The organism is Mycolicibacterium frederiksbergense, assembly GCF_012223425.1.
Taxonomy (GTDB): domain Bacteria; phylum Actinomycetota; class Actinomycetes; order Mycobacteriales; family Mycobacteriaceae; genus Mycobacterium; species Mycobacterium frederiksbergense.
Genome location: NZ_CP038799.1, coordinates 3496103 through 3521805, shown reverse-complemented (window position 1 = coordinate 3521805; position 25703 = coordinate 3496103). Strand labels below are relative to the sequence as shown.

General features: G+C 68.2%; 24 protein-coding genes. 16 read left to right on the top strand and 8 right to left on the bottom strand.

What is annotated here, in order from left to right; translation table 11 throughout:
- Positions 1-191: 191 nt before the first annotated feature.
- Together EXE63_RS20080 and EXE63_RS20075 are read left to right on the top strand one after the other, a co-directional pair.
- Positions 192-1700 (top strand): aldehyde dehydrogenase family protein, encoded by a 1509-nt coding sequence (locus tag EXE63_RS20080; protein WP_168143380.1) that lies wholly within the window; start codon positions 192-194, stop codon positions 1698-1700.
- Positions 1697-2824 carry an MFS transporter gene (locus tag EXE63_RS20075; protein WP_168143379.1) on the top strand — a complete coding sequence of 376 codons (1128 nt, stop codon included), beginning with the start codon at positions 1697-1699 and terminating at the stop codon, positions 2822-2824. Before EXE63_RS20080 ends, EXE63_RS20075 begins: the two co-directional genes overlap by 4 nt.
- Here EXE63_RS20075 and EXE63_RS20070 read toward each other — a convergent pair.
- The 3 genes from EXE63_RS20070 to EXE63_RS20060 form a co-directional block, all read right to left on the bottom strand.
- Positions 2811-3731 (bottom strand): substrate-binding domain-containing protein, encoded by a 921-nt coding sequence (locus EXE63_RS20070; RefSeq protein WP_168143378.1) that lies wholly within the window; start codon positions 3729-3731, stop codon positions 2811-2813. The two genes, EXE63_RS20075 and EXE63_RS20070, sit on opposite strands and share 14 nt — an antisense overlap.
- A gap of 62 nt (positions 3732-3793) precedes the next feature.
- Entirely contained in the window at positions 3794-4813 is a 1020-nt protein-coding gene (locus EXE63_RS20065; protein WP_168143377.1) for a LacI family DNA-binding transcriptional regulator, read from the bottom strand.
- A 111-nt stretch (positions 4814-4924) separates the two neighbouring features.
- The gene (locus tag EXE63_RS20060; RefSeq protein WP_168143376.1) at positions 4925-5932 is read right to left on the bottom strand and encodes a helix-turn-helix transcriptional regulator; all 1008 of its coding nucleotides are present in this window, start codon (positions 5930-5932) and stop codon (positions 4925-4927) included.
- A gap of 186 nt (positions 5933-6118) precedes the next feature.
- On the opposite strand from EXE63_RS20060, the gene urtA reads away from it, so the two are divergent.
- The 7 genes from urtA to EXE63_RS20025 are packed head-to-tail and all read left to right on the top strand — an operon-like array spanning position 6119 to position 12386.
- Positions 6119-7357, top strand: a complete 1239-nt coding sequence (gene urtA / locus EXE63_RS20055) for an urea ABC transporter substrate-binding protein (protein WP_168143375.1) — start codon at positions 6119-6121, stop codon at positions 7355-7357.
- A gap of 4 nt (positions 7358-7361) precedes the next feature.
- A complete protein-coding gene (locus tag EXE63_RS20050) occupies positions 7362-8063 on the top strand; it encodes an urease subunit beta (protein ID WP_168143374.1) in 702 nt (233 codons plus the stop codon).
- 1 nt (position 8064) lies between these two features.
- On the top strand, positions 8065-9780 hold the full coding sequence (gene ureC / locus EXE63_RS20045; protein WP_168143373.1) for an urease subunit alpha: 1716 nt from the start codon (positions 8065-8067) through the stop codon (positions 9778-9780).
- Positions 9781-9793: 13 nt separating this feature from the next.
- Complete coding sequence (gene ureG, locus EXE63_RS20040; RefSeq protein WP_168143372.1) at positions 9794-10411, top strand: urease accessory protein UreG; 618 nt, start codon at positions 9794-9796, stop codon at positions 10409-10411.
- Positions 10408-11211, top strand: a complete 804-nt coding sequence (locus EXE63_RS20035; RefSeq protein ID WP_168143371.1) for an urease accessory protein UreD — start codon at positions 10408-10410, stop codon at positions 11209-11211. The genes ureG and EXE63_RS20035 overlap by 4 nt, the downstream gene beginning before the upstream one ends.
- Before the next feature lies 1 nt (position 11212).
- Complete coding sequence (locus EXE63_RS20030) at positions 11213-11707, top strand: urease accessory protein UreE (protein ID WP_209999771.1); 495 nt, start codon at positions 11213-11215, stop codon at positions 11705-11707.
- Positions 11688-12386, top strand: a complete 699-nt coding sequence (locus EXE63_RS20025; protein WP_168143369.1) for an urease accessory protein UreF — start codon at positions 11688-11690, stop codon at positions 12384-12386. The genes EXE63_RS20030 and EXE63_RS20025 overlap by 20 nt, the downstream gene beginning before the upstream one ends.
- Before the next feature lie 2 nt (positions 12387-12388).
- Here the strand turns inward: EXE63_RS20025 and EXE63_RS20020 are convergent, their stop codons facing one another.
- Genes EXE63_RS20020 through EXE63_RS20010 form a run of 3 tightly spaced genes read right to left on the bottom strand, consistent with a single transcriptional unit; the run spans position 12389 to position 15195 of the window.
- Positions 12389-13162, bottom strand: a complete 774-nt coding sequence (locus tag EXE63_RS20020; RefSeq protein WP_168143368.1) for a helix-turn-helix transcriptional regulator — start codon at positions 13160-13162, stop codon at positions 12389-12391.
- Between the two features lie 19 nt (positions 13163-13181).
- Complete coding sequence (locus EXE63_RS20015) at positions 13182-13922, bottom strand: SDR family NAD(P)-dependent oxidoreductase (protein ID WP_168143367.1); 741 nt, start codon at positions 13920-13922, stop codon at positions 13182-13184.
- Between the two features lie 4 nt (positions 13923-13926).
- A complete protein-coding gene (locus EXE63_RS20010; protein WP_168143366.1) occupies positions 13927-15195 on the bottom strand; it encodes an amidase family protein in 1269 nt (422 codons plus the stop codon).
- Positions 15196-15312: 117 nt separating this feature from the next.
- Between EXE63_RS20010 and EXE63_RS20005 the strand changes: the two genes are divergently transcribed.
- The 3 genes from EXE63_RS20005 to EXE63_RS19995 are packed head-to-tail and all read left to right on the top strand — an operon-like array spanning position 15313 to position 17887.
- On the top strand, positions 15313-15930 hold the full coding sequence (locus tag EXE63_RS20005; protein ID WP_168143365.1) for a DUF1989 domain-containing protein: 618 nt from the start codon (positions 15313-15315) through the stop codon (positions 15928-15930).
- Positions 15931-15932: 2 nt separating this feature from the next.
- Entirely contained in the window at positions 15933-17045 is a 1113-nt protein-coding gene (locus EXE63_RS20000; RefSeq protein WP_168143364.1) for an NADH:flavin oxidoreductase, read from the top strand.
- Positions 17042-17887, top strand: a complete 846-nt coding sequence (locus EXE63_RS19995) for a polysaccharide deacetylase family protein (protein ID WP_168143363.1) — start codon at positions 17042-17044, stop codon at positions 17885-17887. Before EXE63_RS20000 ends, EXE63_RS19995 begins: the two co-directional genes overlap by 4 nt.
- Here the strand turns inward: EXE63_RS19995 and EXE63_RS19990 are convergent.
- Positions 17878-19452: a PucR family transcriptional regulator gene (locus tag EXE63_RS19990; RefSeq protein ID WP_168143362.1), complete on the bottom strand. Its 1575-nt coding sequence runs from the start codon at positions 19450-19452 to the stop codon at positions 17878-17880. The two genes, EXE63_RS19995 and EXE63_RS19990, sit on opposite strands and share 10 nt — an antisense overlap.
- A gap of 108 nt (positions 19453-19560) precedes the next feature.
- Here EXE63_RS19990 and EXE63_RS19985 point away from each other — a divergent pair, with 108 nt between their 5' ends.
- Together EXE63_RS19985 and EXE63_RS19980 are read left to right on the top strand one after the other, a co-directional pair.
- Entirely contained in the window at positions 19561-20967 is a 1407-nt protein-coding gene (locus EXE63_RS19985; RefSeq protein ID WP_168143361.1) for a cytosine permease, read from the top strand.
- Positions 20964-21533 carry a VOC family protein gene (locus tag EXE63_RS19980; RefSeq protein WP_168143360.1) on the top strand — a complete coding sequence of 190 codons (570 nt, stop codon included), beginning with the start codon at positions 20964-20966 and terminating at the stop codon, positions 21531-21533. The genes EXE63_RS19985 and EXE63_RS19980 overlap by 4 nt, the downstream gene beginning before the upstream one ends.
- Positions 21534-21544: 11 nt before the next feature.
- On the opposite strand, the gene EXE63_RS19975 is transcribed toward EXE63_RS19980, so the two are convergent.
- The gene (locus tag EXE63_RS19975; RefSeq protein ID WP_168143359.1) at positions 21545-22993 is read right to left on the bottom strand and encodes a PucR family transcriptional regulator; all 1449 of its coding nucleotides are present in this window, start codon (positions 22991-22993) and stop codon (positions 21545-21547) included.
- 129 nt (positions 22994-23122) lie between these two features.
- Here EXE63_RS19975 and EXE63_RS19970 point away from each other — a divergent pair, with 129 nt between their 5' ends.
- Complete coding sequence (locus tag EXE63_RS19970) at positions 23123-24220, top strand: alcohol dehydrogenase catalytic domain-containing protein (RefSeq protein ID WP_168143358.1); 1098 nt, start codon at positions 23123-23125, stop codon at positions 24218-24220.
- Positions 24221-24261: 41 nt separating this feature from the next.
- On the top strand, positions 24262-25683 hold the full coding sequence (locus tag EXE63_RS19965; RefSeq protein WP_168143357.1) for an APC family permease: 1422 nt from the start codon (positions 24262-24264) through the stop codon (positions 25681-25683).
- Positions 25684-25703: the final 20 nt, after the last annotated feature.

Below are 25703 nucleotides of genomic sequence, written 5' to 3'. Positions count from 1 at the left end.
GTGAATCGTCACACAGTGTCGATGCGTAGTCAACAGGTTCCCGGCAGTCCGCCACGGCAACCGCACACTCCCAACGGCATATACGGCGCAATCGCCCCGCCATCTGCGACAAAGGGCTTCCACAGAGCTACGGCCCGGTCTATAGTCGACCGCAATCGATTGCAGTACCACCGACTCGCGACGGAGCGCCCATGACCCAGGCCGACACCAGGACCACCCGGCCGGCGGCGCTGCCGCGCTCCGAATGGGGCGCCTTCATCGACGGCGGCTTCGTCCCGGTCGGCGGCCTGCCGACATTCGAGGTGGTCGAGCCGTCGACTGCCACGGCCATCGCCACCGTCGTCTGCGCAGATGACGCCCTGGTCGACCGCGCGGTGCGGTCGGCCCGGGCGGCACTGCCCGCCTGGCGCAATCTGTCGGGCCGGCAGCGCGGCGCCTACCTCAAGCAGGTGGCCGAGCGCATCCGCGCCCACGCCGACGAACTGGGCGAGCTGGTGTCCCGGGAGAACGGCAAGCCCAAACGGGATGCGCTGGCCAACGACGTGGCCTTCAGCTCGAACTGTTTCGAATTCTTCGCCGGCCTCGGCGACAGCCTGCCCGGCGAGATCATCGACCAGGGCCCGATCGAGACCCGGGTCGTCTATGAGCCCTACGGTGTCGTCGCCTGCATCCTGCCGTTCAATTGGCCGCCCATCCATTTCGCCAAGAAGGGCGCACCGGCGCTGATCACGGGCAACACCGTGGTCATCAAGCCGGGCGAGCAAGCCCCGCTGACGGTGCTGCGGCTCGTCGAGATCGCCAACGAGGTCCTGCCGCCGGGTGTCCTGAACGCGGTGCCCGGATTGACCGCCGGGGCCGCGCTGGCCGGCCACCCCGGCGTCGAGCGCATCAGCTTCACCGGTGCCACCGCCACCGGTAGGCGCGTGCTGGAGACGGCCGCACAGAATCTGACCTATGCGACCATGGAACTCGGCGGCAAGAACGCCCTGATGGTCTTTCCCGACGCCGACCTCGACCTTGCGGTCACGGTGGCGATCGAGGCGATGTTCTACAACCAGGGCGAAGCCTGCACATCGACGGCACGAATCCTGGTGCAGGACGCGGTGTATGACACCTTCCTGGAGAAGTTCACCGCCGCGGCAACAGCGCTCGTGGTGGGTGACGGTTTGGACGCGCAGACCGATATCGGTCCGATGGTCGATGCCAGACACCGCGACCGGGTGCTGGAATACCTGCAGACCGCCCTCGACGAGGGCGCCCGCATCGTCGGGCAGGGCACGGTGCCCACCGCGGCGCCCTATGCCGACGGTTACTGGGTGCCGCCGACGGTGCTCGCCGACGTGGCCCCCGATTCGACTGTCGGACAGGAGGAGATCTTCGGTCCGATCGCGCTGCTGATGCGGTATCACACCCTGGACGAGGCGGTCGAGATCGCCAACGGCACGGCCTACGGCCTCACTGCCGCCATGATCACCCGCGACGAGGCTGCGGCCTGGCACATTGCGCAACGTCTGGAAGCCGGCATGGTGTTCGTGAACAATTACATGCGCCGTTCCTTCCTCGGGTCACCGTTCGGGGGCCAGAAGGGCAGCGGGTTCGGCCGGGAGAACGCTCCGGAGACATTGCACGAGTTCGTCCGGTCCAAGGCCGTCCGGTTCCGGTCCGGTCGTGGGGAGGTTCCGGTGTGGCCGCCTAGATGATCCTGATCATCGGCGCGTTCGTCTCCCTGATCGACCGTTCGGTGATGCCGCCACTGGTCCCCGTCATCGCGGCGGACTTCGGTACCTCGATCGAGGCGATCGGCCACTCGCTGACGGTCTACGCGGTGGTCTACGCAGCGTCCCAATTGGTCTGGAGCACGCTGGCGGCCCGCTACGGCCGGATCCGCATCCTGGTGATCTCGACCATGCTCGGCGGATTGGCCAACCTGGCAACGGCATTCACCCATGACGCCGCGTCCTACAGCATCGCGCGCGCCGCATCGGCAGCCGCGTTCGCGGCGACCATCACGACAGTGTTGATCTACTACGGTGAGACCCTGACGATCAGACAGCGCGCGGTGGCCACCGCCAACCTCGCCGCCGCCATCGCGATCGGTCTGTCCGCGGGCACGGTGGGGGCCGGCGTCATCGCCCAATGGCTGGGCTGGCGCTGGGTGTACGTGGTGATATCCGCGATCTCGCTGGTTCTGGCACTGGGCTTCACGCGACTCAAGGCGTCGGCGAACGACGTGCCGGAACGCCTGATCCCGTCGCTGCGCAGGCTGGCGGGCAATCGGTGGGCCCTGGCGATCCTGGCGTTCACGATCGCCGAGGGTGCGCTGTTGATCGGAGTGTTCAACTACCTCGCGGTGGCTCTGCAGACGACGGGGGCCTCGGTGCTGGTGGCCGGGGTGGCGACCGCCATGTTCGGCGCCGCGGTCGTGATCGTCAGCCAGTCCATGAAGCTCATCCTGGACCGCTGGCCCACCTGGGTGTTGATGCTGCTAGCCGGGTTGAGCACGGTCACCGCGTATGTGGCGGTGGCGCTTCAGATCTCGCTGGGCACCGTATCGGCCGCCGCGATCCTGCTCGGGGTGGCCTGGGCCTGCGGGCACACCACGATGCAGACCTGGATGACCGACGCTGCGGCCGACAGCCGCGCCATCGGCATGTCGTTCTTCTCGATCGCGTTGTTCGTCGGCGCATCCGCCGGCGCCGCGGCAGGGAACATCGCGGCGGGCGCCGACCGCTTCGGGGCACTGTTCGCACTCGCCGCGGTCGCGTCAATGGTCTACGCCGCCGTCACCACCGTGGCCCGCGCCCGCTACATCATCCGGGATTGACTCCTGCGCCCACCAGCACGCCGGGGCGTACCACCTCGCCGAATCGCGCGGCGAGACCGTCGAGCTCCGGCATCGGCAGAAACTGCCTGCGCAACCCGACCAGGGTGCCCAGCGCGGCCACATCCACCGCACCGTTGCCGATCAGTCCCCGCAGGGGATCCTTCAGCACACCAACATGTTCGGCGGCCAGCTCCGGCCCGAGATCGAGCAACCGGGCGGCGGCCTCTCCGGCCGGACCGTCCAGCGCCCCGGAACGGATGGCCCGCGCGGTCTCCCCCAGCACCTCGACCAGCCGGTCGACGGCGCCGGCGCCGGCACCGTCACGCAGCCGGGCCACGACGGTACCCAGGTAGGGACCCAACCGCGTGACCTCGGCGAGCAGCAGGCAGCCGTGCGCCCGCGCCGTCAGCTCGTTGCCGGCGTTGAGCACCGTCAGATCGCAGCCGCCGCTGTGTAAGGCGTTGGCCCGCTTGGGTGTGGAACCCAGCGCGATCACCTCCAGGTTGTCCCGGGAGATCCCGAGCTCGGCGAGCAGCGCGTAGCCGACGAAGGCGAATCCCGAGTTCGGGACATCGACACCCAGGCGTCCGCCGGCGACCTCGCTGAGTCCTGTCACGCCCGGCCGCGCGGCGAGACACAACCGCAGCCCGCGGTCGATACCGGCGACGATCTCGACGTCGAGCATCTCCCCCAACGGGTTTCTCGGCAAGAACCGATAGGCGAGAACGTTGTCGGGACTGGTGAATACGGCATCGAACTCGCCGGCTCGCAGGGAGGTGAACTGCGCCGGCGACGACGGCACCGGCACATCGCGCACCTCGAGCCCGGCGTCGGAGAGTCGACCGGTGCTGCGGGCGACGTCGAGCAGCACCGACGGGCTGAACACTCCGAGTGTGATCTGATCCATGGCCCTGCAATCGATTGTAGGAATGCTCCACCGGAGCCTAACGCGACCCGGCCGAACACCGGTCAGTTCTTCGTCGGCCCCGTGGAACCCCGCGCCACCAGCGACACCGGCAGCGTCAGTGTCGCCGCCTCCTGCTCGCCCGCCTCGATTCCGCGTAGCAACAGGCGGGCGGCCTCGGCGCCGATCTCGCGCAGCGGCATCCGCACCGTGGTCAGGGGCGGCCAGAAGTCACCGGCGAACGGCATGTCGTTGAACCCGACCACCGAAACGTCCTCCGGGCAGTGCAGACCCTCGGCACGCAGCCGGCGGATCAGGCCCAGCGCCACCAGATCGTTGCCCGCGACCAGAGCCGTGGGATTGATCGTGTTGTGGGCCAGCAGTTGGTCAGCGGCAGCCACCCCGGCCTCGATGGTCAGCGCCGACGCGTAAATCGTCTGATGTTGCACACCGGCCCTGGTGGCCGCGGCCTCGAACGCCTCGGCCCGCGAACGTGTCGTGGAGAAATTCGTCGGCCCTGCGGCGTGGATGATCCGGCGGTGCCCGAGCTCGACCAGATGCTCCAGCGCCAACTCGATACCGCGCGCATTGTCACCGGTCACCAGGGGGAAGTCACCGAGTCCGGCGTCCCGGTTGACCAGCACCACCGGCACGGCGGCCGCCGCCGCCTCCTCGACCACGGACTGGTCGTCGAGCCGGCCGGTGGCCAGCAGGAAACCGTCGACCCGGCGTTGCAGCAGCGACTCGAAGACCGAGATCTCGACGTCATCGTGGGAATCGGTGTTGGCGATGAGCACGGTGTAACCCTGCGCCTGCAGCACATGCTCGATCCCCCGGATGATCGGCGGGAAGATCGGATTCATCAGATCCGGGATGATCACGCCGATCGTCATCGACCTGCTGGTCCGCAGGCTGCGAGCCATGGCGTTGGGAACGTAACCCAGTTGTCGGGCAGCCCGTTTGACCCGTTTGAGCGTCTCGGCGTTGACCTGATCGCGCGTGCGGGCGTTGAGCGCCCTCGACACCGTGGCCTTGTGCACCTCTGCCAGGCGCGCCACATCGTCGATGGTCACTCGTCGCGGCATGCTCGGCGTTCCCCCACCCCTGCTCAGAGCCCCGGCTGTCGGGCTCAGGGGTCAGATTACCGCGCCACATCCGCCGTTCCCGGCAGGTGGTGCAATCGATCGCATTCGGGTCTATGCGGTGCGCGCGGCCGCATCGTTGCCGGCCAGCAGCCTGCCGGACACCAGACCCCACGAGACCGCCTGCGACACACAGGCCGCCCGATTTCCCGCACCCAGTTTGGCCATTGCACTCTCTAGGTGATGACCAGCGGTGCGGACGCTGATGAACAACCGCGCCGCGATCTGGTTGTTGGTCAGACCCTGGATCGCCAAGGTGAGTGCGTCGAGTTCACGCGGGGTGATCGCGAAGGGCAACGGGTCGGAGGTGATGAGGACCACCGCGTCCAGGCTGTCGTGGCGGTAGCGCGGGGCGGTGGCGATGTGGCGGACGTGCAGCCATCCGGTGCCGTCGTGCCAGCGGGTCGCCTCGGGACGGAAGCCCAGCCCGGGTGTGTGCGCGGCCAGCGCCATATCGGCCACCAGATCACGGTCGATCGGCCGGTCGAAAGTGTCTCCGAGGCTCAGTAGATGGGCGCGACCGCCGGCGTCCACCGCCCACGCCTGGGCCCGGGGCGCCAGCAGATCGGCGACCATCCGGGGCCGCACCGAGAAGTCCAGATGCTCGGCCATCTGCGCGCGCAACGAATTGATCTCGCCCACATCGTCATCACTGGGATAGCGGGCATCGTCACAGTTGACGTGGATGGTGCCGGCATAGGTTCCGTCGGCGGTGATCAGTCGTGCCGACAGTCCCTCGTCGAACCCGGCGGGCGCGAAAACACCCTGGACCGAATAGGTATCGCGGTACTCGGGGAAGTCCCGCCACCGCAGCGCGCCGAGACCGCGCGCCCGCATGGTCTCGAAGAGCGGATCGTGGTCGATGAACCAGGTGTTCAGATGGTCCATCACCGCGTCGGGATAGCCGTGGTTGGCCACCGCGACATGGCAGCGGCGGATGGGATCCCACAGACTGATCGCCGATGCCGATGACGCGGCCTTGGCGCTGAGCGCGTCCAGCATGTCGTGCGCCCGGGTTTCGATACTGGACGTGCTGCCCAGTACCTCGCCGTATGCACCCATCGGTCATCCTTCGTACGGTTCTGCCCCTCGAAAGCATCATGTGCAGGCCATGTTTCGAGGATGTTTCCGGGCTGCGGCGGACACGCAACGGCGGCGGCACAAATGGGAGATTCCTCCCATAGCCCCCGGCCACCGGGAATTCCTACGCTGGGCGCCAACGATCCCTGACCTCGAAGGCGGCCCCTCATGAAACGACTGCGCGTCGGCGTGGCACTGCTCGCGGCGATCACGATGCTCACGGCCGGATGCGGCAGCCGCGCCGGCGACACGGATACCGCGGCCGCACAGGACTGTGTGGACACCTCGGGCCCCAGCGTGAAGGTGGGGGCGGTCAACTCGCTGTCCGGCGGCCTGGCGGTCAGCGAATCGGTGATCCACGACGCCATCGTGATGGCCGTCGAGCAGATCAACGCCGAGGGTGGGGTACTGGGCAAGCAACTCGACCTGCTCTCCGAGGACGGTGCCTCCGAGCCGACGACGTTCGCCGAGAAAGCCCAGAAGCTCGTCAACAGCGACTGTGTCGCAGCGGTTTTCGGCGGCTACACCTCGGCCAGCCGCAAGGCGATGCTGCCGGTCTTCGAAGGCTCGGATGCGCTGCTGTACTACGGCCAGCAGTACGAGGGGCTGGAATCCTCGCCCAACATCTACTACTCGGGTGCCACCACCAACCAGCAGATCATCCCGTCGCTGGACTATCTCAAGGAGCAGGGCGTGAGATCGCTCTACCTGGTGGGCAGCGACTACGTGTTCCCGCGCACCTCCAACGCCATCGTGAAGGCCTACGCCGCGGCCAACGGCATCGAGATCAAGGGTGAGGACTACGTGCCGCTCGACAGCACCAACTTCTCCACCATCGTCAACAAGATCCGCACCGCCGACGCCGACGCGGTGTTCAACGTCGTGGTCGGTGGGTCACTGACCTCTTTCTTCCGCGAATACAACAGCGCCGGGCTCACCGCGGAGACGATGCCGGTGATGTCGATGTGCGTCGGCGAGGAAGAGGTGCGCAGCATCGGCGCCGACTCGCTGGTCGGGCAGCTGTCCTCGTGGAACTACTACCAAACTCTGGACACACCGGCGAACACCGCCTTCGTCGCGGACTTCAAGGAACGCTTCGGCGCCGACCGGGTGACCTCCGATCCGATGGAATCCGCTTACACCGCAGTGAGACTGTGGCAGGCGAGCGTCGAGAAGGCGCAATCGTTCGCGGTCCCCGACATCCAGGGCGCGGCCGCCGGCGTCAGCGTCGACGCACCCGAGGGCACCGTCACCATCGACGGGGAGAACCACCACGTCACCAAGACCGCGCGCATCGGGAAGGTCTCCCCGGACGGCCTGATCCAGCAGGTGTGGGAATCCCCGCAGCCCATCACCCCGGACCCGTATCTCAAGGAATACCCCTGGGCCGAGGGCATCACGGGCTGACACGATGCATCTGACCCCGAAGGACGAAGACCGGCTGCTGCTGTTCCTGGCCGCCGAACTGGCCCGCAAGCACCGCGCGGCCGGGCTGGCACTCAGTTACGCCGAGGCCCGTGCCCTGATCGCCGACGAGGTCGTGGAGGCCGCCCGCGCCGGTGCGAACGTTGCCGATGCGGCGGCGCACGGGGCGCGCGTGCTCACCGATGACGATGTGCTGCCCGGGGTGCGCACCCTGCTGGGTTCGGTTCAGGTGGAGGCGTTCTTCGCCGACGGGCAGAAGCTGGTCACCGTGCACGACGCCATCGGACCCGGCAACCGCAGCGCCGAGGAACTCGCCGTCAACCCCGGTGAGGTGTTTCCCGCCGAAGGCGAGCTGGAACTCAACGACGGCCGGCCGACCGCGACGGTCACGGTGGAGAACACCGGCGACCGCCCCATCCAGGTCGGATCGCACTTCCATTTCTTCGAGACCAACCGGGCGCTGCATTTCGACCGACGATCGGCCTACGGCATGCGCCTGGACATCCCGTCCGGCACCGCCGTGCGCTTCGAACCGGGTGAAGCACAAGTGGTTTCGCTGACCAGCTACGGCGGTGAACGGCTGGTTATCGGGCAGAACGACGTCACCAACGCACGCACCGACACGACCCCGAGCGAGGAGCTCATGACCAGGATGCACACGCTCGGATTCCTGGACGCGGGATCCTGACATGGCCTACCGCATCAGCAGGGCCCGCTACGCCGAGTTGTATGGACCCACCACCGGTGACCGGGTCCGCCTCGCCGATACCGAACTGCTGGCCAAGGTCGAGGCCGACGCCACGGTCTACGGGGACGAGGCCGTGTTCGGTGGCGGGAAGACCATGCGCGAGGGGATGGCGGTCCACGGCGACCTCACCAATGCCGATGGTGCCCTGGACTTCGTGATCACCAACGCGCTGATCATCGACGCGGTACTGGGCATCCGCAAGGCCGATATCGGCATCCGCAACGGACGCATCGTCGGGGTCGGCAAGGCCGGCAATCCGCGCACCATGGACGGGGTCGATCCGGAACTGATCATCGGCGCGGGCACCGACATCCGCTCCGGTGAGGGCATGATCGCCACCGCCGGGGCCATCGATGTGCACGTGCACTTCGACAGCGCGGGCCTGGTCGAGGAGGCCATCTCCAGCGGGATCACCACCATGATCGGCGGCGGTCTCGGACCGGTCACCGTCGGGATCACCTCATCGGGCCCGAACAACCTGGCCCGCATGCTCGGTGCCGCCGAGGCCTTCCCGATGAACTTCGGTTTCATCGGCAACGGCAGCGCGTCGAGCACCGCACCGCTGATCGAACAGGGCCTCGCGGGCGCCATCGGGTACAAGATCCACGAGGACTGGGGCGCCACCCCGGCCGCCATCCGGGCCTCCCTGGACGCCGGTGACGAACTCGACCTGCAGGTGCAGATCCACACCGACACCCTCAACGAGTCCGGGTTCTACGAGGACACCATGGCCGCGATCGGCGGCCGGCCCATCCACACCTACCACGCCGAGGGCGCCGGCGGCGGTCACGCCCCCGACATCATGCGGGTGGTGGGTGAGCCGTATTGCCTGCCCTCCTCGACGAATCCGACCAACCCGTACACGCTGAACACCTTCGACGAGCATCTGGACATGGTGATGGTGTGCCACCACCTCAACCCGCGGATTCCCGAGGATGTGGCCTTCGCCGAATCGCGGATCCGGCGCGAGACCATCGCCGCGGAGGACGTGCTGCACGACCTGGGCGCCATCTCGGCGATGGGTTCGGATTCCCAGGGCATGGGCCGTATCGGTGAAACCATCGCGCGCACCTGGCAACTGGCCTCCCACATGCGGGCCACCCGCGGACCGTTACCGGCCGATGTGGGCACCGGAGCCGACAATGCCCGCATCCTGCGCTATATCGCCAAGTTGACCATCAACCCGGCGAAACTGTTCGGCATCGATCACGAGGTCGGATCGCTGGAACCGGGCAAGCTCGCCGATATCGTGTTGTGGGAACCCAAGTTCTTCGGCATCCGCCCCGAGGTGGTGTTCAAGGGCGGGTTCCCGGCCTGGTCGGTGATGGGCGAGGCCAACGCCTCCCTGATGACCTGCGAGCCGCTGAAGTACCGGCCGCAGTGGGCCGCCTATGGCCGCACCCCGGCCGATGTGTCGGTCAACTTCGTCGCGGGGGCGGCCATCGAGGCGGGGCTGGGCTCCCGGCTGGGACTGAGCACCCCGCTGGTGGCCTGCCGCGGTGCCCGGGCGCTGACCAAGGCCGACCTGCTGCACAACGACTACCTGCCCGAGATCACCATCGAGCCGGACACCTACCGGGTGATGGTCGACGGTCAGGTGTGTACCAGTACACCGATGACGACGGTGCCGCTGGGCCGCCGCTACACACTGAAATAGCAGGGAGATCACCATGTCTGAGGTACTCCGCGTCGGCATCGGCGGGCCGGTCGGCTCGGGCAAGACCCGGTTGGTGGAGATGCTGGTGCCCCAACTCATCGGCAGGGGCCTCGGCGTCGCGGTCATCACCAACGACCTCGTCACCGACGAGGATGCCCAACGGGTCCGCCGCAGCGGTGTCATCGACCCGAATCGCGTGCTGGCCGTCGAAACCGGGGCCTGCCCGCACACCGCCATCCGCGAAGATCCGTCGGCCAACCTGGCCGCCGCACGCCGGTTGTGCGCCGAGTTCGACGATCTCGACATCATCCTCATCGAGTCCGGCGGTGACAATCTGGCGGCCACCTTCACCTCCGACCTGGTGGACTACTGGATCTTCGTCATCGACACCGCGGGCGGTGACGACATCCCCCGCAAGAAGGGCATCGGACTGCTGCAGGCGGATCTGCTGGTGGTCAACAAGATCGACCTGGCCGAGCTGGTGGGCGCCGATCTGGCGGGGATGCGCCGCGACTGCGCCATCGCCCGTCCGGTCAAGCCCACCGTGTTCACCGATCTCCGCTCCGGAACCGGACTCGACGCGCTGACCGAGGAACTGCTGCGCGGTGTGATGCTCACGGCCAGCACATGATCGCGCCGGGCGAGCTGACGGTGCACACCCTGGCCGACGCCACCGGCACCACCCGGATCGCCGAACTACGGCAACGCTATCCCCAGCGGGTGACCACCGCACTGCACACCGACGCCGACTACCCGCACGCCGCGGTGCTGTGCGTGCAGAGCCCCAGCGGCGGCACGTTCTCCGATGACGATCTGCAAACCACCGTCCATTGCGCCGCAGGCACCCATCTCCACATGACCAGCCAGGCCGCCACCCAGGTATTCGCCGGGACCGGCCCGGGCGCCCGGCACCGGCTGCGATTCAGCGTCGAGCCGCGCGCCGTGCTGGAGTATCTTCCCAAAACAGTCATCCCGCAGGCGGATTCGACGCTCACCCAGAGCATCGACGTGGACGTCGACGAGGGCGGGACCTACATCGGCTGGGACGCCATCGCCGCGGGCCGCATCGCCCACGGTGAACGGTTCCGGTACGCCACCATCGACACCGCGTTCACCGTGCGGGTGGGCGGCCGGGTGGTCGCACGGGACCGCCAGCTCATCACCGCGCGGGCGGGTCTGGACTGCGACTACCTGGCCACCCTGCTCATCGTCACACCCGGCCTGTCGCCCGAACCGGCGCTGGCCGCGGTCCGGTCAGCCCTGGCCGGGCATCCGGGTGCGCTCGGCGGCGCGGGTGAACTCCCCTACCGGGCTGGCATTTTCGCGCGGATTACCGCCGCACGGGCCCCCGAGCTGAACGAAGTCTGCCGCGCGCTGCATGCCGCGGCCCGCCACACCGTGCTGGACCCACCGATTGCAAGGAGCGCCTGACGTGCTGGCCGATACCATTCTCGGAACCGTCGGCGACCCGGCCTTCGCCGGGCGCCTCCGCCACCATGTCGACATCGGCTGGGGTGATGCCGGCAAGCATCGCCAGCTCGTCACCGCCGATACCGGGATCGAGGTGCGGATCATGCTGCCGCGCGGCGCCTTCCTGCGCCACGACATGGTGATCGCCGACGATGGCGTCCATGTCGTGGTGGTGCGACGTCCGCGCGAACCGGCCATCCGGGTCCGCTTCGCGGACAACACCGCACGCGCCATGCTGCTGCTCGGCCACACGCTGGGCAATCAGCACGCGCCCATCGACGTCGACCATGACACGCTGACCGCACCTCTGTTCACCAGCGCGGCCGCCGCCCGGGAGATGCTCGCCGGGCTCGGCGTGATCGGCGAGGTCACCGAGATGGCGATGGCCGCCGACGGGTGGTCTGCGACGTCATCCGACCACAGCGCAGCCCATCACCATGCCGGCCATCACCACTGACCCCGCCACCGCGATCGCGCTGTGGGTGCAGTTGCACGACAGCGCGTTTCCGGCCGGACGGCTGGTGCACAGCCACGGCCTCGAGGAATGGCTGGCGCAGCGGCCAGATGCCGGCGCGGATGCGATCGAGACGGCGGTGTGCGGTTACCTCACCCACGGTTACGCGACGCTGGATGCCACCGTCACCGGGGCCGCATGGCGGGACTGGCAGTCGGCGCAGCGCCTGACCGAGCTCGATGAGTTGATCGCGTCCTACAAGCTGTTCGACAACGCCCGCACCGCGTCGGTGTCGGCGGGCAGACAGCTGACCGCGACGGCCTGTGATATCGGTATCGCCGAGCAGCACCCATACCTGCGCGCCGTGCTGGCCGGTAGCACCCCCGGTCATGCGGCCGTCGTCGACGGGGTGGTGCAGGCCCATCTGGGTGTCACCGAGCAACTCGCCGTCCTCGGTTCGCTGCGCTCGCTGATGGCCTCGATGCTCAGCGCCGCAGTGCGGCTGGGCCGGCTCGGGCCGCTGCAGAGCCAGCGCATCCAGTTGCGCCATGCTGCGGCGATGACCCGGGTGGCGGCTTCGGTCTGCGAGCGTCCGCTGTCAGAGCTGAGCAGCGTGTCCCCCGCCCTGGAGATCAGCGGCATGCGTCACGAGCAGCGCACGTCGCGGCTGTTCGCCACCTGACCTCAGCCCGCCTCGATCACGGAGAACATCACGATGGTCTGATCCCGGTGCGGGTCCATCAGGGCGTCGCAGGACAGCGTCAGGCGTCCACGTTCGGGATGGTCGAGCCGTTTGATCATGTGGGTGGTGTTGACCACCGTGGCGTCAGACCAGATGCCGGTGAACTCCGGGCTGCCGGCCAGCAGATCGCCGATCAACTGCTGCGTTCGCGCGTCCCGGGGATAGCGTGCCGCCGTGGCGCGCAGCTGGCCCGCCACCATCCGGGAGAACTCCTGCGCCTCGCTCATGCCGTAATGCCCCTGCTCGGACAGGAAATGGCGGCGTGCGATGTTGCGCTCGGCCGGCGCCAGCGCGCCGAAATCCTCCATCAACTCCGCGGCAGCGGCATTCCAGGCCAGGATGTCGAAACGCGCGCTGAGCACCAGAGCCGCGGTGCTCCCGAGACCCTGCACCAACTTCACCACGCTCGGACTGACCTCCGTGCTGGGTTCGCTCCCCGTGGGGACGTTGCGGCCGGCGAGCTGGAACAGGTGCCGCCGCTCATCGGCTCCCAGCCGCATCCCATCGGCCAGCGCACCGAGCACCTGCTCGGACGGGCCGCTACCCCGGCCACGCTCCAGGTTGGTGTAGTGCTCCACCGAGATGTGCGCCAGCTCCGCCACTTCGGAGCGCCGCAGCCCACTGGTGCGCCGCCCGTTCGGGGCGAACCCGAAGGCACTGGGGTCGCGGCTTTCCCGAACCGCCCGCAGGAACTCCCCGGCCGCCTGTCCATCCATGCCTCGATACTGGCACGACTCACCAGGCGACGAGCTCCCCCTGATCGCTGAGGAACTGACCGGTGCGGAATTCAGCGGACAGCGCAACCCCGACGATGCCGGCCGCCCCCACGGCAGGATCACCGGCCCCCTCCATCGGCTCGCCGTTGTTCAGACCGGTCCTCCGGTAGCCGGGGCTCACCGATACCACCGAGATGCTCTCGTGCGCCAGCTCTTTGGCGTACAACACGGTCAGCATGTCCACCGCACTCTTGGACGCCTGATACGCGGCTGCGGCCACATCGCTGTGCGGCCAGTCGGGATCGTTGACCAATCGGGTCGATCCGAGCTCACTGGACACGTTCAGTATCCGCGGCCGGGACGAGGCCCGCAGCAGCGGCAGCAGCGCGTTCGTGGTGGCGGAGATACCGGCCACATTGGTGTCGAAGGTCTTCAACAGGGAGGCGCGGCTCACCTGGGACGCCGGCAACCCGTCGCCGACGATCGCCGCATTGTTGATCAGGATGTCGAGCCGACCATAGGTGTCGGTGATGTGGCCGACGGCGTCGGCGATGGTCTGGTCGTCGGTGACATCGAGGGTCAGCAGGTCCACATCGAGACCTTCGGCCGCCAGCTGCTCCGCGGCCGATTTCCCGCGTTCGGGATCACGCGATGCCAGCAGCACGCGCACGCCGGCGCGGGCGAGTTGCTGAGTCAGATGGAAGCCGATACCGGTGTTCGCACCGGTCACCAAGGCAATGGGGTCATCAGTGTTGGTCATGTACTCATTTCAGCTCGGCGCGGGCAGACCGGGGAGTCACACGATGTACCCCCTCGTGCGGGAATAACTCTCGCTCGAACAGTTGCGCCGTGGCCAACGCGGTGGCGTCCTTCCCTTCGGGCGCCGAGACCAGAATTCCGGCGCCGGGGACAGGCAGCGACACCCCGCAGGCTCCCAGGTAGCTCAGCGCCATCGTGGTGCGCAGGGTGCTGGCATTGGCGGCGTCATAGGCGGTGTTGCTGGCCAGCAGCTCGGCGATGCGGGGAGCACCATGGCGGACCGTCGGGCACAGCAGCACCGCGCCCGCCAGATCGGTACGAAAGCTGCTGCGCAGCTGCGGCATCGCGCGCTGCACCAGTTCCGCTGTGACGTTGGCGTTGTGCCGCAACCGACGCGCCGTGGCGGGTTCGACGCCGGTGAGTCCTCCGTAGGTGGCATACGCCTCGGCGCCGACGATGGTGCCGTGTTCGTCGAGCAGTCGTTGCGCCTGATCCAGTGCCGGTACCCCTCTCGTGGTCACCGTGATGCCGGTGCGCTGCAGCCGATGCACAGCGTCCTCGAAAGCCGACCGGATATCCGGGGTGCAATCGTCGAGCCATTCCCCGGTGGGGATCACCGCCCGGTGCGCGGGCGCACCGTCGGACGGCGGTGCCAGCAGATGGTCGAGCAGCCGGATCCCGCGTACGGAGCGGGCCACAAATCCGATGCAGTCCAGCGTCGGTGACAGCGCCCGAAAGTCGTTGCGGCCATAGCGTCCATGACTGGCGCGATAGCCCACCGTGCCGGTGAACGCAGCGGGCACCCGGATGGAGCCGGAGGTGTCCGTTCCGACGGCCAGCGGAGCGATTCCGGTGGCGACGGCGACCGCCGCACCCGAGGACGAACCCCCGGGTACCCGGGCGGGGTCCAGCGGGTTCACCGGGGTGCCGAAATGCCCGTTGATACCGAGACCGGAGAAGGCGAATTCGCTGAGGTTGGTCTTGCCGATGGTCACCATCCCGAGGTCGCGCAGTCTGCGCACCAACGCCGCATCCCGGGCCGCCGGGGGCGCCCCGGCCAGCAGCGCCGACCCAGCGGTGGTGGGGACACCGGCGATATCGAACAGGTCCTTCCACACCACCGGCGTGCCGTCCAGCGGGCTCAGCCGCCGCGGTCGGCGATCGCTCGCCCGTGCTTCCCGCCGGGCACGCTCGGTGGTGACGGCCACCATGGTGGGCCGGTGGGCCCGGCTCAATGCCAGTTCGGCCGCCTGCTGCGCACTGTTCGGTCGCATAGCCGCACGATATGTCGCCGATTTGCCCGCAGCGATGGATGAACCTCCACCCGATCAAGCTGAACGCTATAGGAAAGGCCATGACGAGCCCGGGTCAACGCTCCGTTGAATGCAGGCATGGAGACCGCACGCATCCCCACTCAAGTGGACGTCCCAGCCGGGCAGGGCCGCGCGGTCCGGCTACGGGCAGGCGATACGGTGCAGGTGATCGACGTCGACGGCGCCCAGGTGGGCGATCTCTTCGCCTTCGCAGCCGCCGACACCTCCGAGCACCTGTCCGCGTCGCACACCCGCACCGCAACCGGTCGACTGTTCCCCCGCATCGGCGAGCAGTTCTTCACCAACCGGCGCCGGCCGATCTTGGCCCTGGCCGCGGACACCTCCCCCGGTGTGCACGACATGCTGATTGCCGCGTGTGACGCGGAGCGCTACCGCATACTCGGTGCCGACGTCCACGCGTCGTGCGCGGCAAATCTACGGCTGGCCCTGGCCGGTCTCGACCTGACGACAGCGGTGATCCCGCAGCCGGTGAACGTCTTCATGAACATCCCCGTCCACGACGGTGGTGAACTGCGGTGGCTGCCCGCAGTATCCGGGCCCGGCGACGCCATCACCCTGGTGGCCGAAATGGACTGCGTGGTGGTGGTGTCGGCCTGCCCGATGGATCTGAACGCCATCAACGGCGAGCGGCCCACTGCGCTGGCCATCGCCACCCACCCACAACAGGAGGTTTGATCATGACCACCCGCCACCCCGCCCTCACCGCACAGAAGCTCGGCCCTCTCGCCTTGGCGAACCGGCTGGCCGTCGCCCCGATGACACGGGTCTCGGCCACCCCGGATGGGGACGCCACCACCGAGATGGCCGACTACTACGCCACATTCGCCAGCGGTGGCTTCGGTCTGGTCATCACCGAAGGCATCTACACCGACACCGCGCACAGCCAGGGCTACCTCAACCAGCCCGGCCTGGCCACCGACGTGCATGTGCGGGCCTGGCGGCCGGCGGTCGACGCGGTACACGCACACGGTGCCCCGATCGTCGCCCAGTTGATGCATGCCGGCGCGCTGTCGCAGGGCAACTCCTATGGCCGGCACACCATCGCACCTTCGGCGATCACCCCGCGGGGCAAGCAGCTGGAAGAGTACGGCGGTTCCGGTGACTGGCCGACTCCCGTCGCGATGACGTCCGCCGAGATCGAGACGGTGACAGCGGCTTTCGCCGCCGCGGCTGTCCGGGCCCGGGAGGCCGGTTTCGACGGGGTGGAGGTGCACGCCGCGAACGGTTATCTGCTCGATCAGTTCCTCACCGACTACACGAACGCCCGCGACGACCAGTACGGCGGCGATACCGTGAACCGGGTCCGGCTGACCGCGGAGGTTCTCACCGCGGTGCGCACCGCGCTGGGCCCGGATTTCCTGGTCGGCGTGCGACTGTCCCAGACCAAGGTCAACGACTTCACCCATCGCTGGGCAGGCGGGGCCACCGAGGCCGAGATCATCTTCGGCGCGCTGGCCGGCACCGGCGTCGACTATCTGCACATCGCCAGCGAGGGACGCAATTTCATCGACACGGCCCGGTTCTCCGATGGCCGCACCATCACCGCGCTGGCGCGCACGGTGACCGGTCTTCCGGTGCTGGCCAACGGCGGCATGCATGACCTGCAGCAGGCTGCCGACGTGCTCGACGGCGGCCACGCCGACCTGCTGACACTCGGGCGCGGCGCGCTGGCCAATCCCGACCTGCCGCTGAAGGTTTCAGCCGGGGTCGATCTCGATACGTTCGATCACGCGATGCTCTCGCCGATGGCCACCCTCGGCAACACCCGCGCTTGGACGGCCGGCCGGTGAGCTGGCACGGTGGCGCCGCCGCGGTGGCCACGCTGACCTTCGATGTGGACGCCGAGTCCCCCATCCTGGCCCAGGGCGGCCACTACGCCGACCACATGATGGTGATGTCACACCAGTCCTACGGGCCCGATGTGGGAGTGCCTCGCATCCTGGACATGCTCGCCGAACTCGGCGTGGCGGCAACCTTCTTCATGCCCGGCTGGGTGGCCGAACAGCGCCCGGGACTGGCGGCCCGGATCGTCGACCACGGCCACGAGGTGGCTCACCATTCCTACAGCCACCGCTCCCCGGTCACCATGACCGCCGCCGAGGAGCGCGCAGATTTCGAACGGGCACTCGAGGTGTTCGCCGCACAGCGGATCGAGATCGCGGGGCACCGCGCCGCGTTGTGGGGTGCGAGCTGGCAGACACCCGAGCTCATCGCGAGTCACGGGCTGACCTATGACTCTTCGCTGATGGGCGATGACCGCCCGTACCGGATCGCCACCGGCGGCGGACCCATCGTGGAACTGCCGGTGCACTGGTCGCTGGACGACTGGGAGCAGTACGCGTTCCTGCCCGACCCGCATATCGGCGCAGTCATCGAGTCGCCGCTCAAGGTCGCCGAGATGTGGCGCGCCGAGCTCGATGCCATGCGCCGGTACAGATGCCTGTTCAATCTCTGTGTGCACCCGTTTCTTTCCGGGCGGCCCAGCCGGATCGTCGCTCTGCGCGGATTGATCGAGGAGGCACTGGAACTCGGCGATGTCAGCTTCATGCGGTGCCGTGATCTGGCGGCGGCCGTCGATGCCGACGCCGACATCGCGCCACGGAGGCTGGCGCCACCGCAGGGCTATCCCTGAGCCAGCGCGTCGGCCTCCAGCGCCAGGAACAGATCCACCCGGTCATCGAGCCGGTTGGCATCCCGGCCGGTGAGTTCCCCGATCCGCGCCACCCGGTTGCGCAGCGTGTTCACGTGGATGTAGAGATCCTGGGCGGTGGTCGACCAGTGCGCGTCGTGTCCCAGGAAGACCCGCAGTGTGCGTTCCAGTTCGGTTCCGCTCTGCTCATCGTGGCGGCGCAGCGGCGCCAGGATATCGTCGGCGAAGCGCCGCAGCACACTGCGCTCGTGCAGCCCCAACAGCATCCGATAGGTGCTCACGTCGGCGAAAGTGCCCACCCGCGAGTCGATATGCCGTCGGCGTAGCACCTGGCACACCTCACGGGAACCGATCAGCGGCTCCCGCAGGGCACCCGACCCGGCGGCCAGTGCTCCCACGCCGATCACCACCCGGTCATCGGTGAAGCGCTGCCGCACAGCAGCACTCAACTGGGTACACAGATGCACCAACTCGGTGTCCCGGCCGCCCCACGGGAAGACCACCACGGTGTCCTGGCTGCCGGCGACCACGATCGCGGGCACGCCGCGGGACCGGAAGAACTTCTCGATCTCGTCGGTCGATCCGGCCGGGCGCACCGGACCGTCGCCCACCACCATCGTGATGACGGCAAGCTGCGCGGACGGATCGATACCGAACGCACGCAGCCGGTCCTGCACGTCGCCGGCACGGCCGACACCGGAGAGCACCATCTCCAGCAGCTCACTGGAGAAACGTGATTCGATCGCTTGCAGTGCTTGCTGTTTGGTGACCTCGAGGCTGAGGAACCGGGCGGCCTGCTCCACCGCATCGCGCTCGGTGGCCGAGATGTCCTTGGCCGCCCGCAGGCAGAACACCGCCGCGTCGATGTCGCCCATCGCGCCCTCGATCAGGAACAGGGCGGCGGAACCGACACCGGGCAGCTCTGCCTCCAGCGGCGGTGGCCTGCGCGCGAGCGCCGCCGCGGCACTGCGGTCGACGACGTCGGCATCGACGCCGGCAACATCCACCGTGCCCGCCAGTCTCCGCCCCATCCGGTCCACCACCAACAGCGGGAGATCGTGATCGCGGCGCAGCACCGCCAGCACCCCTTCGGCGCCGCCGCCGCGGGCGATCGACATCGCCAGTGCGTCGCCTCGCCTGGCCAGGGTGGCGAGCGCGTCCTGACGGGCCGCGCCTTGAATCCGGGCGGCGGTCTCGGTGATGGCGGTGAACGGCACCGCGATCGACACCGAGACCAGGGGCATACCTGCGGCTTCGCAGGCGTCCACCAGATCGCCGGGAACGCCCGGATTCTGCTCCGTCAGACCGAAAATCAGGCCGCCTGCCCGGCCGCGCTGCAATGCCGAGACGAACGCGGTGGCGGTGGTGCTGTCGCGCCACAGTCCATTGGTCAGCACGACTTCGGTGGCGCGGATATAGGACGACGGGTCGGGCAGTTCGGTGTTGTGCAGCCACAACGCCTCCCGGTCCAGCGCGCCGGCGGGGCCGGGTACCAGCACGCGGAGCTCCAAGGTGGGCTCGTCCAGCAGCGCATTCAGACTCAGCATGGCTGTATCTACATCCAATCAGATCCTCTGATGATGGATCTTTATACACTGCTCAGCCGTCTGCGGCGGTGTTTCGATGGTCCAAGTCACGCTCGTGAGGAGAGCCACATGACAACCAGTCCCGCCGATATCGCGCCCGATGAGTCGCACCAGGATGCGTCCGTGCGCTTCGACGCCCACGGCATCGAACCGATACCCGATGACAGCCGCGACTGTTCGCCCTGGGAATTGTTCTGGATCTGGTCGGGGGCCAACATCGCGCCGATCAACTGGGTACTCGGTGCGCTCGGCATCACCCTGGGCCTGAGTCTGGTCGAGACGCTGATCGTGGTGGCCGCCGGAAACCTGCTCGGATGCACGGTTTTCGGCGTCTTCAATGTGATCGGGCACCGCACGGCGGTCAACCAGATGGTGCTCGGCCGCGCGCCATTCGGCCGGCTCGGTGCCGTGATCCCCGGAGTCGTGCAGTTCTTCCTGACGATGGGCTGGGTCGGCGTCAACACCTGGGTGGTGCTGGATCTGGTGATGGCGATCCTCGCCGAGGTCGGTGTCACCGGCGGTGTCTGGCTGGACTTCGTGGTGGCCTCGAGCATCATGGCGGTGCAATTAGGCCTGGCGCTGTACGGCTTCTACGCGATCCGCAGCTTCGAGAAGTACACGGTGCCGGCCACCGTGCTGGTGATGGCGGCGATGACCGCGATGGCCATCGCGACCACCGACGTCAACTGGTCCCTGGCGGGCACGGCGCTGGAACCGGGTGAGAAGTTCACGGCCATCACCCAATTGCTGACCGCCATCGGAATCGGCTGGGGGCTGACCTGGATTCCCTACGCCTCGGACTACAGCCGGTTCGTGCGCAGATCCGCCACCCCGCGGGCGGTGTTCTGGTCGTCCTCGCTGGGGATGTACATCCCCACGGTCTGGCTGGCCGCGCTCGGCGCGTGTCTGGCCAGTGCCGGTAACGGCAGCGATCCGTCGACGCTGGTGGTCGGCACCTTCGGAGTGATGGCGATCCCGGTGCTGCTGTTGCTGATTCACGGCCCGATCGCGACCAATATCCTCAATCTGTACTCGTGCTCGCTGGCCGCTCTGTCGATCGGCGTCCGGGCGGCACGCTGGAAGGTCACGCTGATCGCCGGTGTGGTGGCCACCATGGTGCTGGCGGTGTTCGTCAACGCCGAGAGCTTCGCGCACGCCTTCGACAACTGGATGGTGTCCATCCTGGTGTGGATCAGCCCGTGGGCGGCCATCATGCTGGTCGACTATCTGGTGATCCGGCGCGGCGCCCTGGACGTCGGTTCGCTGTACGGGACCGAGCACGGCAGGTACCACGCGGCCGGGCTCATCAGCTTGGCCGCAGGCATCGTCGCGGGCTGGTCCTGGCAGTACGGCCTGGTGCCCGCCATGCAGGGACCGCTGGCCATCGCACTGGGCAACACCGACTTCTCCTGGCTCTCGGGCAGTCTGGTCGCCGGCGGGCTGTACTACGCCCTGAACCGAAAGGTACGGGCATGACCGGGCTGCCGACGGTGGTCAGCGCCACCGAATTGTCGAACAGCTTCCTGGGCAAGCTGATCGAGATCTGCTTCGTGACCGCCGATCACCGCCGGACGATGGCGGGCCTGGTCCGCCTCGGCATCGGGCCGTGGCGGGTGTACACCTTCGATTCGGCGACGGTCACCGACCGAACCTACCGCGGTGCGGCCGCCGACTACGCCATCAAGGTGTGCTTCGCCGATGTGGGCGATCTGGCGGTCGAGATCATGCAACCGCTCTACGGCCCGTCGATCTTCCAGGAGTATCTGGACACTCACGGCGAGGGCATCCAGCATGTGGCCTTCGACTGCGATGAGTTGCCCTGGGCCCGGCGGCTCGGCGAGTTCGCCGGCCGCGGGTTCCCGCTCAGCCAGTCGGGCCGGTTCATGGACGCCAACGCCTTCGCGTTCTTCGACACCGCCGAAGCGACGGGTACGACGTTCGAGACATATTCGATTCCAAGGGGTTTCGTGTGGCCCGAGCCCGAGGAGTGGTATCCCGGTCCTCCTCCGGAGGGACAGGCGCCGCCGGTGCGCGAGCAGTAGCGCAGCGCACCTCAGCCCAGCGCCGGGCTCTTGAGGGCACGGATGGCCAGCCAGGCGGCCGCCCGGTCGTCGGGGCTGGCCATCGACAATCCGGTCAGCTCCTCGATCCGGCGGATCCGCGCCGCCAGCGTCTGCCGGTGCACGTGTAGCCGGCTCGCCGAGGAACCCCACGCGCCGTGCTCGGCCAGGTAGATCTCCAACGTGCGGGTCAGCGCGCCGTGGTGCCCGCCGTCGTCGCGTAGTGGATCCAGCACCGCCGCGACGCGGGTCATCGCGCTATGGTCGAGATGGTCCAAGACGTACGAGACGGTGGCCAGCGTGCGGTACCAGACGACCGGACGGGAGTCGACCACCGCGGTCTCCAGTGCCTGCCTGGCTTCGGCGGCGCTGCGGCCCAACAGCTGTGGCGTCGCGGCCGATCCCAGCCCAATCCGCAGCGGCAGACTTGCGTCGGCGGTGAGCCGCTCCACCATGGCGGCGAGTTCCGGTGCACGGTCGGCTCCGATGAAACCGAGCACCTGCCCGCGCTCGGCCGACACCATGTGAACGGCTCCGAGCTCGTCGAGCCAGCGGATCGCTTGCCGCTCCGGATCGATGGCGGTCGATCTCGACGCCACCGCGAACGCCGTCAGCGACTGTTCGCGAACGCCCCACCGGCGCAACAGCGTTGCCGCCTCGGCGCCGCCGCGCAACAGCGTCGACATCATCACCTCTCGGCCCAGCCGCTCGGTTGCCGGATGGTCGGCGGTGTGCAGCAGCAGATCCAGCAGGGCGGCCACCTGGGAAGCCAGATCACGGCTGCGGCTGGTGGAACCCCGGGCGCCGATGACCAGGTAGGCACTGACATCCTCGCCCTGCCCGACCGGGTGCACCTGCAGCCCGGGGTGACGGATCCGCACCCGGCGCCCGAACGCCACCGAGCCCGCGTCCCGTACGTGCAGGCTGCCGGCGCCGGCGGTGGTGATCACCTCACCGTGCGCGTCGAGAAGCACTGCCCAGCCGTCGATCCGGTGCGCCAGCTCGGCCACCACCGCGACCACGCCTCCGCGCCGGGCCACCTGGGTGAGCACCTTGGTCCCGGTGGTGACCCTGCGGTCCTCGGCGGCCTGGTCGGCCGCGACCAGAGCCGTGAGCCTGGCATGCAGCACGTCGGCGGCCAGATCGGGCACCACGACTGCGGTGATCGCCCTGTCGACGAGGACCGTGCGGAGCGTGTCGGCGGCGGTGCCCCCGGCGATGATCGCGACGGATCCGGCGAGCGGCGTCCGCCCGTCTCTGGACGCCAGCGCTGCCGCCCAGTCCATCGGGGCGGCCACCACCAGCGTGGCGTAGCCGGGCGAGCTCGCCAGCACCAGGTCGGCCAGAGCCACGCTGCCCTCCACCGGCGTCGCCCCGTCGACGGCACCGGCGATCAGCTCGGCACCGAAATGCTCGGCGATCGCCCGCACGTCATAGGCCACGCCCGGAGTGTACAAAATGATGGATTTGGCTCCACTGATCACACTTTTTGCGGCTGTGCTCGGAGCTGCCCGCTCCCTACGATTCGGTGGATTCCCCTAGTCGATGGATTCCGCTTGTAAAGGAGCACCGTGAAAGCGATCGTCTTCCGAGATCCCGCCACGCCCATCGAGTACGTGGACGTCGACCTGGCCGGTCCCAAACCGGGCGAGGTGCGGGTGCGGATCGCTGCCGCCGGCGTGTGCCACTCGGATCTGCACGTCAAACGCGGCGAGTGGGACGCGCCCGCGCCTCTGGTCATGGGGCACGAAGGGTCCGGCGTGGTGACCGAACTCGGCGAGGGCGTCACCACGCTCGCGGTCGGTGACCATGTGGTGCTCTCCTGGGTGCCGCCGTGCGGCGAATGCCGCTACTGCCGGTCCGGCCACGAGGCGCGTTGCCAGAAGGTCGCCACCGTGGTCGCACCGCTGGGGACCCTTTTCGACGGCACATCGCGCCTGTCGCGCAACGGCGAGGTCGTGCACCACTATCTCGGGGTGTCCTCTTTCGCCGAGGAGGTCGTCGTCCCCGCGTCCGGCGCGGTGAAGGTGCGCGAGGATGCGCCGCTGGACGTCATCGCCCTGGTCGGCTGCGCCGTGGCGACCGGTGTCGGCGCGGTGCTCAACACCGCCGCGGTCGAACCGGGTGCCTCCGTTGCGGTAATCGGCTGCGGCGGCGTCGGCCTCAACGTCATCCAGGGCGCGAAGCTGGCCGGCGCCAGCCGGATCATCGCCATCGACGTCCGCGACGACAAGACCAAGATGGCCGTGCAGTTCGGCGCCACCGACCGCATCAACGCCGCCGCCGGCGATGCCGAGGAGCAGTTGCGGGAGTTGATCCCCGACGGTGTCGACTACGCGTTCGACGCATTCGGTCACACCGGCACCACCGAGCAGGCCATCCGGATGCTCGGGCTGGGCGGGGCGGCCGTCGTGGTCGGTCTGCCGCCCACCGGGGCCAAGGCGTCGTTCGAACCGCTGGTGCTGGCCGAAGCCGACCAGCGCATCCTCGGCTCGAACTACGGATCGGTGCGTCCCTCCATCGACATCCCCGCGCTCGTCGATCGCTACATGGACGGCCAGCTCAAACTCGATGCGCTGGTCTGGGCCAGCCGACCGTTGGAGGAGGCGGCCGCAGCGTTCGACGACCTCGAGTCCGGCGAAGCGCTGCGCACCCTGCTCATTCCCTGAAAATCCTCATCGACAACAACTTTCGAATCTCAAGGAGCCGAATGGCCACCGAAACCCCTCCCGTCGACGCCGGCCTGCGTCACGGAGTGATGTCCGGTCCCGAACTGGCCGCGCAGGCCATCGCCAACATCGCGCCCAGCGCGGTCATCGCCTTCACGGCGGCGGCCATCTATCTGAGCGCGGGCACCGGCACCATCGTGTCGTTCGCGCTGGCGACGGTGGTCATCCTGTCGGTCGGCTACTGCGTGGTGGTGTTCGCCCGCCGCAACGCGTCGGCCGGCTCGCTGTACACCTATGTGTCCAAGGGCCTCGGGCCGTTCGGAGCCTACCTCGCGGGAGTGGCGCTGTTGGTGGGCTGCTGGGGCATCGCCGCCGGCTCGCTCGGCGGGGCGGTCTCCTACACCAGCGATTTCCTGATCTCCCTGGGGATTCCGGCGGGCGGCGTCGGGTCGACGATCGTGCTTGCGATCGTATTAGGCGGTCTGGCAACGCTGTTCACCATCCGCGGGATCCGGCTCTCGGCGCGGGTATCGCTGACCCTGGAGTTGGTCTCGGTCACCATCATCGTGGTCCTGCTGGTGCTCGCCCTGGTATGGGCGGGACCCGCGGCCTGGGATCCGTCCCAGTTCTCGTTCAGCGATATCCCCGGACAGGGTGTGGCCGCCGGCATGGTGCTCGGCATCCTCGGTTTCGTCGGGTTCTCCTCGGCCGACGCGCTGGGCCGGGAGGCACGCAACCCGTACACCGCCATCCCCCGCGCCATCATGTGGAGCGCGCTCGTGGTGGGTGTGCTGTATGTGTTCGCCGCCTACACGCAGATCGCGGTGCTGCAGGAAGGGCTAGCCGACAGCGCCAATCCTTTGCAGGACATCGCGATTCTGATCGGTATGCCCTCCTGGTTCAACCCAATCCTGCTGTTCGGTGTCGGCGCCTCGTTCTTCGCGGTGGTGGTCGCCCCACTGAACGTCGTCGGCCGCATCGTGTACGTGATGGGCAAGGAGGGCGTGGTCGCGGACAGGTTCGGCCGCACCCACGAAGGCCACCTGACGCCGCACCGGGTGCTGCTGATCGCCGGGCCGGCGGCCATCGCCCTGGACGTCGTCCTGCTCGCCGCCGGTGTGCATCCGATGGACATCGTGGTGTGGGTCGACACCTACGCCACCTACGGATACATGGTCGCCTACTCGCTGGTCGCCGCCGCCTGTGTGGTCTACACCCGGCGCACCGGCCAACCGAACCGGCTGGTGTGGGTCACCGCCGTCGTCGCGATCCTCGCCATGGCCTACACCTTCTTCGCCAACGTATACCCGGTGCCCAGCTTCCCGCTGAACATCCTGCCGTACCTGTTCCTGGCGACCGTCGCCGTAGCATTGGGCTGGTACTACCACCTGGTGCGCAATCGCCCCGAGGTCATCGCCCGGATCGGTCAGACCGAGACGGACACCCTGGAAGGCGTTGGGTAACCGGCCATTAGGCTGTAGTG